Source organism: Alkalicoccus luteus (assembly GCF_052061695.1).
GTDB classification, from domain to species: Bacteria; Bacillota; Bacilli; order Bacillales; family Salisediminibacteriaceae; genus Alkalicoccus; species Alkalicoccus luteus.
On record NZ_JBPZEY010000004.1, the window covers coordinates 94887 to 111064 of the forward strand.

The 16178-nt window shown below is 50.5% G+C and carries 11 protein-coding genes, 1 pseudogene and 1 riboswitch; of the genes and pseudogenes, 4 read left to right on the forward strand and 8 right to left on the reverse strand.

Going from position 1 to position 16178, the window contains the following annotated elements:
- Positions 1-78: 78 nt before the first annotated feature.
- Positions 79-1743, forward strand: a pseudogene (locus tag ACSZLD_RS06760) (IS1634 family transposase).
- 378 nt (positions 1744-2121) lie between these two features.
- Here the strand turns inward: ACSZLD_RS06760 and metH are convergent.
- From metH to ACSZLD_RS06780, 4 genes are read right to left on the reverse strand one after another with little or no spacing between them, the layout of a single operon-like run.
- The gene (metH, locus tag ACSZLD_RS06765) at positions 2122-5568 is read right to left on the reverse strand and encodes a methionine synthase (protein WP_444684689.1); all 3447 of its coding nucleotides are present in this window, start codon (positions 5566-5568) and stop codon (positions 2122-2124) included.
- Between the two features lie 5 nt (positions 5569-5573).
- On the reverse strand, positions 5574-7430 hold the full coding sequence (locus ACSZLD_RS06770) for a bifunctional homocysteine S-methyltransferase/methylenetetrahydrofolate reductase (RefSeq protein WP_444684690.1): 1857 nt from the start codon (positions 7428-7430) through the stop codon (positions 5574-5576).
- A complete protein-coding gene (gene metC, locus ACSZLD_RS06775; RefSeq protein WP_444684691.1) occupies positions 7427-8593 on the reverse strand; it encodes a cystathionine beta-lyase in 1167 nt (388 codons plus the stop codon). Before metC ends, ACSZLD_RS06770 begins: the two co-directional genes overlap by 4 nt.
- Positions 8594-8596: 3 nt before the next feature.
- Positions 8597-9721, reverse strand: a complete 1125-nt coding sequence (locus tag ACSZLD_RS06780) for a methionine biosynthesis PLP-dependent protein (RefSeq protein ID WP_377908782.1) — start codon at positions 9719-9721, stop codon at positions 8597-8599.
- Positions 9722-9832: 111 nt separating this feature from the next.
- Positions 9833-9939: riboswitch (SAM riboswitch) on the reverse strand.
- Positions 9940-10629: 690 nt separating this feature from the next.
- On the opposite strand from ACSZLD_RS06780, the gene ACSZLD_RS06785 reads away from it, so the two are divergent.
- Entirely contained in the window at positions 10630-11460 is an 831-nt protein-coding gene (locus tag ACSZLD_RS06785; protein WP_440898538.1) for a DUF4397 domain-containing protein, read from the forward strand.
- Between the two features lie 82 nt (positions 11461-11542).
- The gene (locus ACSZLD_RS06790) at positions 11543-12226 is read left to right on the forward strand and encodes a class F sortase (protein WP_444684692.1); all 684 of its coding nucleotides are present in this window, start codon (positions 11543-11545) and stop codon (positions 12224-12226) included.
- A gap of 829 nt (positions 12227-13055) precedes the next feature.
- Here the strand turns inward: ACSZLD_RS06790 and thiW are convergent.
- Positions 13056-13547 carry an energy coupling factor transporter S component ThiW gene (thiW, locus tag ACSZLD_RS06795; RefSeq protein WP_377908779.1) on the reverse strand — a complete coding sequence of 164 codons (492 nt, stop codon included), beginning with the start codon at positions 13545-13547 and terminating at the stop codon, positions 13056-13058.
- 149 nt (positions 13548-13696) lie between these two features.
- Positions 13697-14026, reverse strand: a complete 330-nt coding sequence (locus ACSZLD_RS06800; RefSeq protein ID WP_168008019.1) for a four-helix bundle copper-binding protein — start codon at positions 14024-14026, stop codon at positions 13697-13699.
- A 128-nt stretch (positions 14027-14154) separates the two neighbouring features.
- Here ACSZLD_RS06800 and ACSZLD_RS06805 point away from each other — a divergent pair, with 128 nt between their 5' ends.
- Positions 14155-14604, forward strand: a complete 450-nt coding sequence (locus tag ACSZLD_RS06805) for a DUF2188 domain-containing protein (protein ID WP_168008017.1) — start codon at positions 14155-14157, stop codon at positions 14602-14604.
- Positions 14605-14703: 99 nt separating this feature from the next.
- Here ACSZLD_RS06805 and ACSZLD_RS06810 read toward each other — a convergent pair whose 3' ends face one another.
- Positions 14704-15540, reverse strand: a complete 837-nt coding sequence (locus tag ACSZLD_RS06810; RefSeq protein ID WP_444684693.1) for a 1,4-dihydroxy-6-naphtoate synthase — start codon at positions 15538-15540, stop codon at positions 14704-14706.
- Positions 15537-16154, reverse strand: coding sequence for a futalosine hydrolase (gene mqnB, locus ACSZLD_RS06815; RefSeq protein WP_168008013.1), 618 nt, complete (start codon positions 16152-16154; stop codon positions 15537-15539). Before mqnB ends, ACSZLD_RS06810 begins: the two co-directional genes overlap by 4 nt.
- Positions 16155-16178 lie beyond the last annotated feature (24 nt).

Here is a 16178-nt window from a genome sequence, read left to right on the forward strand (position 1 = left end):
CCGAGTTCGACAGTAAATAGGCACACGTTTATATTATTTTATGTTGGTTTGAAAGTATTCATCACATATAATATAGGCATGTATATTCGACGAGTAACCAGAAAAAATAAAAATGGAACAATAACCTCCTACCTGCAGCTCGCTCATAATGAATGGGATCCGAAAGCCAAATACGCAAAAGCGAAGGTGATTTATTCTTTCGGCCGGGAAGATCAAGTGGATCGGGCCGTATTAGAACGTCTGGCATCCAGTATGTCGCGATTCCTTTCGCCGGAAGCGGCGCTGCAGTCCAAAGAAACCGTGGGGGAAGTGGCTTCTTTTCTCTTTCAATCCTCGAAAAGCGTGGGCAGTGTCTGGCTCCTGGATCAATTGTGGAAGAAGCTCGGCATGGAGGAGGTCATCCAAGCCTGCTTCTCTTCCCGCCAGCACGAAATGGATATTGAACGACTGCTCTTTACTATGGTGGCGAACCGCGCGGTTTCGCCCGCTAGTAAGTTCTCCCTTACGAGCTGGGTCGAAGAAGATGTCTACGTATTAGGCGTGGAAACGGTCCAGAGCCACCAGCTGTACCGCGTCATGGATGAGCTGCTCGACGTACGCGCGGAACTTGAAAAAACGTATTTTATGCCGTGTCCGATTTATTGAATCTGGAAGTGGATCTACTCTATTTTGATACCACCTCCAGCTATTTTGAAGTGTCCCCCGACAAAGTCTCCGAGGACGAGACCTTCCGAAAGCAAGGGTACTCGAAAGACAAACGCCCGGATCTTCTGCAAACCGTGATCGGCCTCGCGGTTACCCGCGAAGACATTCCGATTCGCGTATGGGAATGGCCCGGGACCACGATGGATATGACGGTGATCGAACAAGTGAAAACAAGACTTGATCGGCTGGAAGCTCGGGCGGGTGATACAAGTCGCCGATCGAGGGTTTTCTTCCTGAAAGAATCTTCGGATTCTGCAGCAAACCGGCGGCCATTATATTATTGGCGAACACATGCATGCGGGAAAAAAAGATGTCGAAGAAGCCTTAAGCAAGCGAGGCCGGTTTCAGGTGATTCGAGAGAACCTCCATGTGAAAGAAGCGATTGTTGGGGATGGAGAAGCGCGCAAGCGCTATGTGATTGCATACAATCCCGACGAAGCCGCGCGGGATCGCACGAAGCGTGAACAAATCGTGGCATCCCTCGAAGCGCAGATCTATGCCTTGCGGCAGGAGGCAAACGAAGCACATCATAAGAAAGCCTGTGCCCTGCGGGCGCATCCGACGTACGGAAACTATGTGCTGCAATTGAAAGATGGAACCCTTCGTCTCGATAAACAAGCCATACGCGACGCGAGCAAATATGACGGGAAGTACCTCATCCGCACGTCGGATGATACGCTGTCGATGGAAGACGTGGCGCTTGGTTACAAGCAGCTGTTGGAAGTGGAGGACGCGTTTCGCACCTTAAAAACCACGTTACAACTGCGTCCCATGTATCATCGGCTCGAAGAGCGGATTCGCGCCCATGTGGTGATCAGCTGGCTGGCCCTGTTGCTTGTCAGCATTGCCGAGTTGCAGACCGGAGACACCTGGACCCGAATTCGCAAGGAAATGAATCGGCTCCATGTCGGACATTTTTCTACAAAAGATGGCGACCTGTTTCAGTGTACGGAAGTGACCCAGAAACAGCGGCGAACCTTTGATGCGCTAGGGTTGAAGCCTCCTCCCAATATCCTCGATCTCCAGGCAAATTCCTAGTAACACGTCTGGTGTATTCCAAAATGCCTGAGAACCCTTGCCTTAGTAGGGTTCCCAGGCATTTCGTTTACCTAGTAACTGTCGAACTCGGGTCAACAGCCTGTTCACTTGTGAAACATGGTTTCACAAGTGTTTAACTTTCTGAGGAAAAGCGTTAATCACGCTCCTGAAAGCTACAACTTCCCTTATGAAAGCTTTATCCTTGGCCGGCAAGTGTTCACGAGCATCAACTTAAGGCTGGCTTAACGAAACTGCCATTATTTACAGCAGCCAAATGTTCCACTTTCCCAGGAAAACGTTCACCCTGTTTCGCTGCGTCCTTCTTCAAACATCGTGCAGACGGCTCCCTCTCCATCCTCGAAGCGGGGCCTAAAGAGCTTATATAGCGAAATACCGTCCCTCAGGATGGGCAAATACCATCGCTGTGACGCTTGCCTCCGGCTCCATCATAAAGCCGTCTGTCAGTTCCATCCCGATTTGGGAGGGCTGGATTAAGCTGAAGAGCTTCTCCTGGTCCTCCAAATTCGGACATGCCGGATATCCAAAGGAAACCCGTACTCCCTGATACTTTGCAGAAAAGCGCTCCTGCATCGTAAAGTCCGGCGAATCCGGGAAACCCCACTTGTCACGCATCATCTGATGAACACGCTCTGCAAATCCTTCCGCGAGCTCCAGCGCTGCTGCCTGAATGAGGTGGCTGTCCATATATTCACCGGCTTCTTTCGCTTCTTCTGCAAGGTTGCGTACGCCTTTACCTGCCGTCACAGCCAGAAACCCAACGTGGTCCATGACGCCGCTCTCTTTGCTCCTGAGAAAATCGGCAAGACAGAGGTAGGGCGCTTTATCCTGACGCGGAAACGTGAACGTTCCCAGGACGCGCTTCGGATCTGCCGGATCATAAATGTACACGCTGTCTCCGTCTGACTGAGCCGGAAAGAACTGATACATGCCGTCTGCGCGCAGCTGTTTTTCAGCTGCAGCCTTTTGTAAAAAGCCGTCTACCCGCGCTTTCAGCTCTTCTGTCTTTTCATCTCCACGCTCCAGCTTCCGCTTCACGTTTCCCTGAAGACCAAGGTGGGAACCAAGCAGCGTCTGCATGTTCACATATGGATACAGATGCTTCAGGCTGTAGTCGCGCATAATATGCGGCTTATAGTCCTCGGGAATGAACAGAGGTGCTTGTCGATTAACGTCTGAAACAGGTTTTTCTGCAACAGCTGTCGCTGCCTGCTTCTTTTCCGCGTCAGCCGCCACTCGTTCTCGTGCCTGAGCCTGCTTTTCTTCTGTATGAGAACGAAGTGCTTCCCGCTCCTCCGGCTTCACGAGCTTGTTGGCAATATCGAGTCCGTTCATCGCATCTTTGGCATACAGTACCATGCCGTTATACTGCTGGGCAATTTTTGTATCTGTAAATCGTCTGGTGAGGGCGGCACCGCCGACAAGAATTGGCAGATCAATGCCATGCTCCCGAAGGTCATTCGCGGTGATCACCATCTGCTGTGTTGATTTTACGAGCAGCCCGGAAAGCCCAATAACATCCGGCTGTTCTTTTTCCACTGCCTGGATCAGCTCGTTCGGCGTTACCTTGATCCCAAGGTTGACGATGGAAAAACCGTTATTTTTCAAAATAATTTCCACGAGGTTTTTTCCGATATCATGCACATCGCCTTTAACGGTCGCAAGAATCACTTTTCCTTTCCCACGATCGTCCTTCTTTTCCTCCATATGCGGCTCCAGGTGAGCAACGGCTGCTTTCATCGCTTCGGCACTTTGAAGCACCTCTGCTACGATCAGCTCGTTGTCGTTAAACAGCTTTCCTACTTTATCCATGCCCGTCATGAGCGGACCGTTGATGATGCTGAGCGGCTCGTCATACTCTTCCAGCGCCATGTCCAGATCCGCATAAAGCCCTTCTTTCGTACCTTCTACGATGTAGTTGGCGAGACGTTCATCGAGCGTCATCGTTTCGGCAGCCTGCTCCGCCTTCGGCTTCTTTTTCCGGTAAAACGCAGTAAAGGTGGCCAGTGTCTCATCGTTTGTGTCAAACAGCAGCTCGTCAGCGAGCCGCTTTTCTTCATCTGAAACAGAACCATACCGCTCGAGTTTTTCTGTATTCACGATCGCATAATCAAGTCCAGCCCGTGTGCAGTGGTACGTAAAGGCTGCGTTCAGCACCTCGCGCCCAAGGGGCGGCAGACCGAAGGAAACGTTGCTGACTCCAAGGATGGTCAGACAGTCCGGCAGCTCCTCCTTAATCATCCGAATCCCCTGCACGGTTGCTTCTGCAGAACCAATATACTGCTCGTCTCCGGTGCCGACCGGAAAAACGAGCGGATCAAAGATGATGTCTTCTGCAGGAATTCCGTATTTTTTTGTCAGCAGGTCATGGGATCGCTTCGCGATATCGAGCTTCCGCTGTGCGGTTACGCCCATGCCCTCCTCATCGATTGTCCCGACGACGACAGCAGCTCCGAATCGCCGTATGAGAGGTGCCACCGCTTCAAAGCGTTCTTCTCCGTCCTCCAGGTTAATGGAGTTAATAATCGCTTTTCCCTGCGAGTACGTGAGCGCCTTTTCAATGACGTGTTCATCGGTCGAATCAATCATGAGCGGCACTTTAACTTTATTGATCACCTGGCTGAGGAAATGTTCCATATCTTCCATTTCGTCGCGATCCGGATCGGCCAGGCAGACGTCCACTACGTGGGCTCCCTTTTTCACTTGCGCCCTTGCGATCTCAGACGCCTCTTCAAACTTTTCCTCTGCAATCAGGCGCTTAAATTTTTTGGACCCGATAACGTTTGTCCGTTCGCCGACCAGCAGCGGGCGCATGGATTCGTCGTAGACGAGCGGTTCAATGCCGGAAACGACATGGCCGTGCCGTTCTGGAAGCGCACGAGGCTTGTACGCTTTCAGTGTTTCATCCATGACGCGAATGTGCTCCGGCGTCGTTCCGCAGCATCCACCGACGACATTCAGCCACCCTTTCTCTGCGAATCCGGCTAATTTCCTAGCCAGCATGTCAGGTGATTCGTGGTAATGCCCTTCTTCATCCGGCAGCCCTGCGTTTGGATAACAATGAACGAAGGTCGTGGACAAATCAGACAGCGAGCGCAGATGATCCTGCATGAATTCCGGTCCGGTCGCACAGTTCAGTCCGACGACGGTCGGATTCATATGCTCCAGCGAAATGTAAAATGCTTCGATGCTCTGCCCTGCAAGCGTCGTTCCCATCGGTTCAATCGTACCGGATACGATGAGCGGCCATGTACGCCCGTATTCCTGCTGCACCCGTTCAATCGCCACATAGGCTGCCTTGACGTTCCGCATGTCCTGACTTGTTTCAAGCAGCAAAAGATCAGAACCGCCGTCCACAAGTCCGCGCACCTGCTCTTCATAAGTCTCAGCAAGCTCCTCGAACGTCGTTCCTCCGGTAACGGACAGCGATTTTGTTGTCGGTCCCATTGCACCGGCTACAAAGCGAGGCTTCTCCGGCGTAGAGAAGGCCTCTGCCTCCTGCTTCGCAAGCTTGGCTGCTGCGACGTTCAGTTCATAGGCTTTATGCTGCAAATCATAATCAGCCAGTACGATAGAGGTGGCCCCGAACGTATTGGTTTCGATAATATCCGAACCCGCCTCCAGGTAAGCTCGGTAAATCCGGCGAATGACATCCGGGGAAACTTCGTTTAAATATTCATTGCAGCCCTCATACTCCTCCCCGCCAAAATCATCGGCGTGAAGGTCTGCTTCCTGAAGCATCGTTCCCATCGCTCCATCTAAAAGCAAAATTCGTTCGCGCAGCTGCTGTTCAAATGCTGTCGTCATGCTTGTCATCCTCTCCCTGCTGCCCGTCCGCTGATGACGGCTGTTTTCTCCTGCTCCCGAATGTACGCCGTCAGTGTTTCTGTGATGGAATAACGCAGAAACGGCGTAATCAGATACACGGTTCGGAAATGCTTCAGCGCGGTATCGATCAGCTCTTTTGCCATTTGAATCCCTTCCCGCTCTCCTGCTTCTCTGTCTCCGTCGGTCTGCTTCATCCGCTCGCGCACATCGTCTGTGAGCGTGATACCCGGCACCTCATGATGCAGAAACTCAGCGTTTCGGCTGCTGACGAGCGGCATAATTCCAATATACACGGGCACCTCAAGATCCTTTACGGCTTCTGCTGCTGCTTCGATTCGTTCTTTGCTGTACACCGGCTGACTCATAAAGAAATCAGCTCCGGCTTCCTTCTTCTTCGCCAGACGCTGTACTTCCCGATCAAGTCGTCTTGCATTAGCATTGAATGCAGCTCCTACAGTGAAGTCGGTTTTCGCCCCAAGGTCCTTTCCGGAGAAGGACGTGCCTTCGTTCAACTGTTTAATCAAACGGATTAAGTCCATAGAGGACATATCATATACAGACGTAGCCCCTGGAAAATCGCCGACCTTTGCCGGGTCGCCTGTAATCGCAAGAATATCCCGTATGCCGAGCTCATGCATCCCAAGCAGATGGGATTGCAAGCCGATGATATTGCGGTCCCGGCAGGCGATGTGCAGAAGCGGCCGAGAGCCCTCTGCTTTAATACGAGCACCGAGCGCAAGATTATCAATCCGCGACGACGCTAGTGAATTATCCGCTAACGTGACCGCATCGACTCCAGCTCCCGTCAGCTTGCGCGCTCCTTCCATAAATGCCGGAACACCAGAAAGCGCCTTTGGCGGATCCAGCTCGACAATGACGGACGTTTGTCCGCTCGGCTCTGTCAGCTTTGTAATTCGTTCCCCTTCCAATTCTGGAGCGGCAGCTGCCCGCCTTCTGCTCGGCTCTGTTTTCGTGACCGGCTGCAATTCGTGCTCTGTCACTGCTTTTCGGATTTCTCGAATGTGTTCAGGTGTCGTTCCACAGCAGCCTCCGATCAAGACTGCTCCTTCCGCTGCCAGAGAGGTCGTCATGTCGCCGAAATACGACGGATTGGATTGATAGGAAAAACGCCCGTCGCGGACGTTTGGCAGACTTGCATTCGGATAAACGCTCAATACCGCCCTGCTTAAGGTAGCTGTCTCCTCCAGCGACTGCAGCATATGATAAGGTCCCATGCGGCAGTTGATTCCACAGACGTCAGCGCCAAGTGCTTCGAGCTCTTCAAGTGCCTGCTGCAGGGGCATTCCTGTGTGCAGCACGCCGATATCACCGAGTGTGGCTTGAGCAATGACCGGCCGTGTGGTCTTTGCCCGGACATATGTTAGAATCTGCTTCAGCTCCTCAAAATCATAAAAGGTTTCTAACAAAAAACCGTCCACATCCGTATCAAGCAGGACATCCGCCTGCTCCCGCAGGACGGATAACCGTTCGTCCAGCGGTGTTTTTTCCTGATGCATCGTCGCAACACCGCCAATTGTTGCGACTGTATAGGCACGACCCGCCGCAGCTTTCCTTGCGATAGTGACAGCAGCCCGGTTCAGCTCCTCCACACAGTCGGAAAGCTGATAGCGTGCCAGCTTGGAGGCATTCGCCGCGTAGGTATTTGTTTGAATCAGATCTGCTCCAGCTTCGATGTAAAGCCGGTGAATTTCTTCAATCTGATCCGGATCAGATACGTTCAGCTCTTCAAAGCAGCCCTGAATTCCTTTCTGGTAGAGCAGGGTCCCCATGGCCCCGTCACCGATGACGAGGCTTGTACTCAGTTTTTCCTTCAGGGTCATACCTGCTCCTCCTTTCTGGCAGCAGCAAATGCGTTGGCGAAATCCTGCTTCAGATCCTCTGTCTTTTCCAGTCCGACGGACAGACGGAGCAAGCCATCCGGTATGCCCCGCGCATGCCGTTCTTCGTCCGACATCGCGGCGTGGGACATCGTTCGCGGGTAGGAAAGAATCGATTCCACCGCACCAAGGCTGACTGCAAACACCGGAATTTCCACGTGCTCCACGAAACGGCGGACGGCCTCTTTATCTTTCAGGCGGAAAGATAAAACAGCACCGGCTCCTTCTGACTGTTCTTTGTTCACTGCATAGCCAGGGTGCGTTTCGAGCCCGGGATAGTACACGTGCTCTACTTCGGGCTGCTCTAAAAACCAGGCTGCCAGTTCATGCGCCGACTGTTCCGACACACTCATTCTTGCATGCAGTGTTTTCAGCCCCCGCATGACAAGCCAGCAGTCCTGAGGACCTAAAATCGCACCGAAGCTGTTCTGCAGAAACTGCAGCTCTGCTGCCAAATCGGCATCTTTTACGACAGCGAGTCCGGCAACGACGTCACTGTGCCCGCCTATAAATTTAGTTGCACTGTGCAGTACAACATCGACTCCAAGATCAAGCGGACGCTGCAGAACCGGCGTCATAAATGTATTATCAAGCGCCGTCAAAATGCCGTTGTCTGTTGCAAATTCAGCGATTTCACGAATCGGCGTAATATTCATCGTCGGATTTGACGGTGTTTCCATAAAAATCATTTTTGTGTTTGGCTTAACCGCTGCTTTAACTGCTTCAGGATCAGTCATATCGACAAATGTATGCTCTATTCCCTGCCGATGAAGCACCTTCGTGGTCAAACGGAAGGTGCCGCCGTACACGTCATCTGTAATGACCAGATGGTCACCAGTGGAAAGAAGCATAAATGTGGTCGAAATAGCCGCCATTCCGGAAGCAAAGGCGAATCCATGAGTGCCGTTCTCAAGCCCGGCAATCGTCTCTTCAAGAGCCTGACGCGTCGGATTGCCGGATCGTGCATAATCATAGTCACCAAATTGTTCAATATCAGGCTGGTGAAACGTGGAAGCGTGTTGTACTGGCACACTTACTGCACCAGTAACCGGATCGGTTTTATGAGGCGAATGCAAAAGTGATGTTTGTTTAGAATAGTGGGTCATGGTTTATATCTTCCTTTCCAGCGCTGCTTGTTGAAATGCCGCTTTTAAATCGTTTGTCAGGTCTGAAGCTGATTCGATGCCTACCGAAAATCGGAGCAACCTGTTACAGACACCAAGCTTCATACGCACTTCTTCCGGAACATCTGCATGAGTCTGCGTAGCCGGATACGTCATAAGGCTCTCAACTCCGCCGAGGCTCTCGGCGAATGAGATAACCGACAAGTTTTGCAGGATCGGATTGACCATCGCTTCATCCTCCACCCGGAAGGATAGCATCCCGCCCCTTCCTGGATAAATAACGTCTGTGACGAGGTCTTCCTTCTCCAGGAAGTCAGCGATAATCCGTGCGTTTTCGGTATGCTTATCCATCCGGAGCTGCAACGTTTTCATCCCGCGGATCACGAGCCACGAATCCAACGGAGAAAGTACAGCTCCGATGCTGTTATGATAATAGAACAACTCCTCTCCAACTTTTTCATCTGCTGCGACAATTAACCCGGCAATGACATCGTTGTGTCCGGATAAATACTTGGAGGCACTGTGAATAACGATGTCAGCCCCTTCATCTATAGGCCGCTGAATCACCGGCGTATAAAACGTATTGTCCACGATCAGAAGCAGACCGTGCCGCTTCGCAAGCGCTGCGTAGACAGCCAGATCGGCTTCCTGCATGAGCGGATTCGTTGGTGTTTCGATAAACAGCGCTTTCGTGCGCTCGTTGATTTTAGCCTCAAAGGAATCCGGCTGGTCAGGCTCTGCATAATGAAACGTGATACCCCATCTCGTCCAGCCGTTCTCAAAGAGACGGTACGTTCCGCCGTACAGATCGCTTGTCGCAATAATTTCATCACCCTGTTCAAATAAGGACAGGACTACTTGTACCGCGGCCATCCCCGATGCACAGGCCAGTCCTCTCACGCCACCTTCCAGCTCAGCAATGGACTGCTCCAGCACCGCGCGAGTCGGATTTCCTGTTCGTGAATAATCGAAGCCGGTGGACTGGCCGATTCCTTCATGCCGGTAGGCAGTGGAAAAATAAACGGGAGCATTAACGGCTCCAGTTGTCTGATCGCTGCGGTTCCCTGCTTGTACAAGCTTTGTTTCCAGTGAGTACTTCCGGTCTGTCATGGCTGCGCTCTTCCCTTCTCTGGTTATAGACTGACGAGTCTGGTAACGAGTCTGTAAATATAAAAAACTTCTTTACCGGCTGCGATAAAGAAGAAAGTGTCGTGATTTTTCTTCTTATCTTACAGTCCCCGTTTCGGAAACTGCAGGATTTAGCACCTTGCCAAAGGCTGGTTGCTGAGATATCAACGGGCCGGTCCCTCCATCTCTCTTGATAAGAAAGTTCGTCAGAATATTTAGTTTAACGTGATAATTCCTCATTCTAAGGGAAAATCGCAGCGATTGCAATACTTAGTCTGCTGGAAGCGCTGTCTTTTACGTCAATGAATGATGACGACTAAATTTTTCGCGTCTAGCTCACTTTGTACATTTTAGAGAAACGAATGTGCTCAGGCACGTCCTTGCTGCACTGCAACGATATTCATCCTTCTTTACAAGTTGTCATGATGCTAACACGTTCAGCTGTATATCCTATTTTACTAATTTCACGCCCTTGGTTGATTGAAGGAACCAAGCTGCATGAACTTCCCAGCTTTTTCGCAGGCCTGAAGAAAAAAAGAGCGTGACGAGTCGATCCTTCCGGACGGAAGTGCCGCAGGCGTACTTTCTTTATTCCGATATCAATCATTTATAGAGTCTTTTCAATAAAGCAACGGTTCTCCTTAAAGAAATAATCTCTGTGTGACTGTTACTTATATGGAAGATAAAAACTTTTTTAAATGACACGTATTCCAAATAGTCACGATCGTCACAGCTTCTTTCGTGACATTGTTAGCAACATAAAAAAGTTTTCAGATTATTGGTTTACCTTTTGTACAAACGGGATATATAGTCTATACGTTGGTTGAACAATCTCTTTACATACATTGTATAGAAGTTATTCAACCAATACAAAAATGATCAAGGAGATGATGAGGTTGAGAAAGTTGAAATGGCTTATGATTGTTTTCGTTGCTATGCTTATGTTTGGAAGCGCAGCAGCTCCTGTATTTGCGGACAGTCACGGGGATGACGGCGACAACGCGATGGTGAGGGTATTCCATGCTTCTCCTGATGCTCCGGAAGTAGACGTGTATGTGAACGGTGATGCAGCAGTTGAAGGAGCAGCATTCCAGGATATCACTGACTACCTTGAACTTCCTGCAGGCGATCACGACGTAGCGATTTTCCCAGCCGGTGAAGGCGGCGAAGGAGATCCTGTCATTGAAGAGACACTCACAGTCGAAGGCGGCATGTACTACACAGTAGCTGCTGTCGACACGCTTGAAAACCTCCGTCTTGAAGCTTTTGCTGACGATAACACGGTAACAGAAGGTATGACGAAAATACGTGTCGGCCACCTGTCTCCAGGTGCACCAGCTGTTGACGTCGGGCTTGTCGGTGGAGATTCCCTTTTCGAAGGTGCTGAATTCTTCGCAGTAACGGACTACCTCGAGCTTGACCCAGACACGTATGATCTGGAAATCCGTGCAGCTGGTACGGAAGATGCTGTTCTGGACCTTTCCGGTACAACGCTTGAAGCAGATATGGTGTACTCTGCATACGCAGTAGGCGCAGATGCTGATGAGCTAGATGTTGTTCTCGTCGCTGACGAAGCACACGCTGCTCCATCTGATATGCCGCAAACTGGTATGGGCGGAGCTTCCCAGTCTTCCAGCCTGATGCCGATTGCATTGACAATTGCAGCAGGGGCTCTCGCTGCAGCAGTATTCTTCCGCAGACGTTTTGCTCCACAAGCGTAACCTTTACTGGGTAAGTCTTCTTGTCTTCCTCGGAGCCTGTTCCGGTTCCGGGGAGGACAATTTCTCTTCTCCGGAAACTTCGTTGTCCCCTGAGAGCCCAATGGAGCCCGCTGTATCAGAAGAGGTTGAGGCTGAACCCGGTGACGCGGATGCCGAGTATGCGCCAGATTCAGAAACTGCATCCAGCAGCGAGTCGAACGAACCTGAGGAACATGCAGTTTCCGAAGAAGAGAACGATCCCGAAGAAAATCAAGCTGAAGAAACAGTTGAAGACGTTCAGGAGGCAGAGCCGATTCAACCTGTTCTTGGTGGAACTTCTTCCGGAATGGAACCGGTTCGCATTGAAATTCCCGCAATCGATGTAGATGCGGTCGTGGACGGGTATGGATTGAACGAAGAGGGTCAAATGGCTGTTCCGGATGAGGGTGAAACAGTTGCCTGGTTTAACAGAGGTGCCAAACCAGGAGCGCAAGGTAATTCGGTTCTGGCAGGCCATGTTGATGACTATGAAGGTCCGGCCGTATTTTATGACCTGAAAGAGTTAGAGCCAGGTGACAGCATTCATTTGTATGACGAAGACGGTGAACAGATGACCTTTATTGTACAGTCAATGGAGAGTTATCCGTATGAAGATGCACCAGTTGACCAGGTTTTTGGCGGCACGGCGTCGCGCAATTTAAACTTAATTACGTGCACTGGAGAATTTGACCGCAATGTTGGCACCCACCGTGAACGACTTGTCGTGTATACAGAGCTTGAGCAATAAATATTTTCTGCCGTTCGTATCGACGAACGGCAGAACGCCTTTTTATCCTAAGCTTCAGCTCACAGGCATTCTGGTTTTACGCCTGTGACTGCAGAATAAAGCGAGCCGATGATGATCGGCTCGCTTTTCAGAGTGTTGATAAAGTCATTTTAGGTGAATCACGTTGCATCTGCCTGTATCTGCGGACACTCGCTTTCCAGAGGGAACGGGCTCGGCTTTCTCTTCTTCCCTTCGCCGGATCTTCGCCTCGTTCTGATCCGAGCTCCTTCGATGCCGGCAGCTGCAGTGCGTTTCACGTGCCTGGTTCGGACTGCACGATCGGCTTCCATACAGGATAGAACCTTCCCGATGAGACGTTTCGATGTTGAACAGGGGTGTCCGTACTTCCTACAATTCCGTATAAAAGGTAAAAAAGCAGTCGCGTTTGCCTGTCGTGACATTATTCTCCACAAATCAGAGCTATTTTCCCGGTGTGTCCGGCGGAGGCGCAACAAGCAGTCTGAAGATTTCGTACCGTTCAGATCTGTGAACGGCATCCACGCACGAGCGGAGCCGGACTGGCTTTTGAAGGCTTCTTGTGAGAAGCCTGAGTCCGAGTGAAGCCGCGCCATCCTCCCGTGCCTTTCTTCCCTTCATAACAGGGATCAAACAGCTGAAGGCCAGCCCGCGGCGGGCTAAGTAAGCAGAGGGGAAATACAATCAAGCGAATAAACATGTAAGTGGAAAGACTTTTTCGTTGATGTTAACTGGTCGACGCCTTAAAGAATTGACGAGGCGCGGGAAGTACACGTCGCCGGGAAGGCACTGGCCCTACTCTGTTTTCTTCGTTTTATTCAGATTCGTTTCTTTTTCGATCCGGCCGCCAGCGGCTTAAAATAAGCAGAGCTAGGACGGCACCTGCTGCACTGCTTACAAAGAATGCTGGTACAAAAGCAAAGATAGCTGCTGAATCTCCTAAAAAGAAAATGACGATTGGTACAGCCAACAGCGCTCCGACAATGGATGTTCCGATTACTTCTCCAGCAGCTGCCGCCCACGTTTTACGTGACCATCGGTATGCCAATCCTGCCAGCAGCGCTCCTGCCATCCCTCCGGGAAAGGCCAGAATCGTTCCCAGTCCGAGCAGGTTTCGAAGCAGCCCGATTAAAAATGCAATCAGCACCGCAGGCCCGGGCCCTAATAGGACGGCAGCAATGATGTTTACCGCGTGCTGGACAGGATACGCTCGGGCAACACCAGCTGGAAACCAGATAAATGCTGCACCGACAATTCCAATAGCTGTAAGCATTGCTGTTAAGGTGATCAGTCTTGTATTTTGCATGAAGTTCCCCCTCCCCTCCAAAAGTATAGCAGGTATCCTTTTTCGGCAAACGTATTTAGCATCTTTTCTTCCCGCAGACAGCAAAGAGTGCTGCCCCTGTAGTAGAGACAGCACCTGAGAGTGGTCGATGCTTTCCGTTTCTTTATTTATTAAGCGATAAACCGCTCGCATACGTCAGCACATTTTTTACACATGTCTGCGCAGTGCTGGCAGTGATCGTGATCATGCTGGCCGCATTCATCAGCACAAGCCTTGCAAACGACCACACATGTTTTTAAATATTCATCAAGAAACGGAGAATCTCTGGAAACAGCCTGTTCGGTAAAGGAGCAGACATCCGCACATTCACGGTCGATTCGGATGCACGCTTCCATCATCTTAACGTCGTCTTCCTTTAAGCATTCATCAAAACATCTGTTGCAGGCTTCCATACAGTCATGCAATGCTTTCATCAGTTCATCTTTTTGAATCTCATTCATGAAGCATTCCTCCTCTTAATGGTTTCATTACTGCTTCTATTTCCTTTCCCTTCTTTTTCCTAAACACGATTATTTTAAAAGGGATCTGGGAAAAGAGCTGTACACTACATTCTGAAGGAGTGACCTCCATGCCATGGAATATGCAGGATTACCCAAGCTCTCTGAAAAATTTAGATACTGCCGTCCGCAAAAAAGCAATTGATATCGCGAATACGATGCTCGAAGAAGGCTATAAGGAAGGGGAAGCAATCCCGATTGCGACCGAACAAGCTAAGGAATGGCAGAAAAATGCATCTGACAAGGAAATCGAGCAGCTTAAGCAAGCATCCCAAAAGGAAATCGAGTCCGCAGACGGTGATGATTCCGCGCGCCCTGAGTTAACGGATAAGGATGTTTACGTAAAACCCCACGAAAACGGCTGGGCGGTTCAATCAAAAAGTGCGAAACAGCCTTCAGACACCTTTTCGGAAAAACAGGAGGCCGTCTCCCGGGCCGAGGAGATTGCTCGGAATAAAGAAACGTCGGTTATCGTCCAGAAACAGGACGGCTCTACCCAAAAAACCTACAAGCCTTCTTGATAATACCTGCATTTCATAACAAAGAGCCTGCTGTGCACCTTCACAGCAGGCTTTTTTTGAATTACGTTGATTACATACAGACAAAGGGATCGCCTCTGCCTAGCTCTGTTTATTCCAGAGATCGTCCCAATTCATTTCTGGTACGAGACCTTCGTCAGCTGCACGGGTAAGCAGCTGTTCGACTGCTTCCCGGCCGATACTGCCAAGCGCGAATGAAAATTCGTTCACGTAGAGATCAATGTGCGATTTTGCGACTTCCTCGGACATTTCCTGCGCGTGCTCCATCACGTAAGGCATAACCTTCTCCGGATTCTCCCACGCTGCGGTGAGTGACGTTCGAATCCCGGCTGCCAACATGTCTGTGTCCGTTCCCTTTTTAGCAATAATCGCCCCGAGCGGAATAGGTGTGCCGGTATCCTGTTCCCACCAGTCTCCAAGATCCACCAGCTTTTTCAGGCCGAAGTTCTGATACGTAAATCGCGCTTCATGGATGACAAGACCTGCATCTACATCACCGCGCTCCACTGCCGGCATGATGTCTTCAAACGGCATCACCGTTACTGCTGCCTTAACACCTGAGAATTGCTGCTTCTGCCAGAGGCGGAAGAGCAGATAGGCAGTGGACTTGTCACTCGGCACGGCAATCGTTTTTTCGTGCCAGTCAGATGTATCTTCCTGCTTCATCAGCAAAAGCGGCCCGCAGCCACGGCCGAGCGCGCCGCCGCATTGCAGCAGGTCATAGTCCGACGCCGCATACGGGAGTGCGGCAAATGATATCTTCATGACAGATGGACCTTCTCCTTCAGCAGCCCATCCATTCGTTTGATCGATATCAGCGTAAGTGACTTTAACATCATCGAACCCCGGTACAGATCCATTGACCAGGCTGTGAAAAATAAATGTGTCGTTAGGGCATGGTGAAAATGCAATTTTCATTCTACTCTCTCCTTCCATTGCTGCAGAACGAGCGAGAGCTGTTTAAGCGCTTGCTCGATATCCCATTTTTGTAAGCTTCTCGGCCCAGTTATATTTGAAACCGCACGAATTTCAACAAATGGAATCCCACAGATTAACGCGGCATGAGCAGCTCCTGCACCTTCCATCGCTTCTCCTCCGGCTTCAGGATACCTCACCATAAGTTCTGAGACTCGGGACTCTGTTCCAGCAGCAGTAGAAACTGTTAGGATAGGGAGATAGTGTGCTTGAAGCTCCGCAAATTGAGCGGCAGCCTCTGAAGAAAAAGCAGACGTTCCAAATCCTAATTCATCCGTACTTAAAAATCCAGCTTCTGATTCCGCTCCTAAATCCGCAAAAATACTGTGTGTGCCAACGATGACGTCACCGATTACGGCTCTTCCGGGAAATGCTCCGGCTATACCTGCATTGATGATCACGTCTGGTTTATGTGTCAGTGCAGCCTTCATGGTTCTCGCTGCTGATTCTGCCGGTCCAAAGCCGCACAGTTCCACTGCAGCTTCTGATTCCGCAAACACTCGTCTTACTGCTTCACGTTCTTTTTCAACCGCTGTCACAATTAAAATCGACTTCATGAATATTAAGCTCCTTTTACAGTT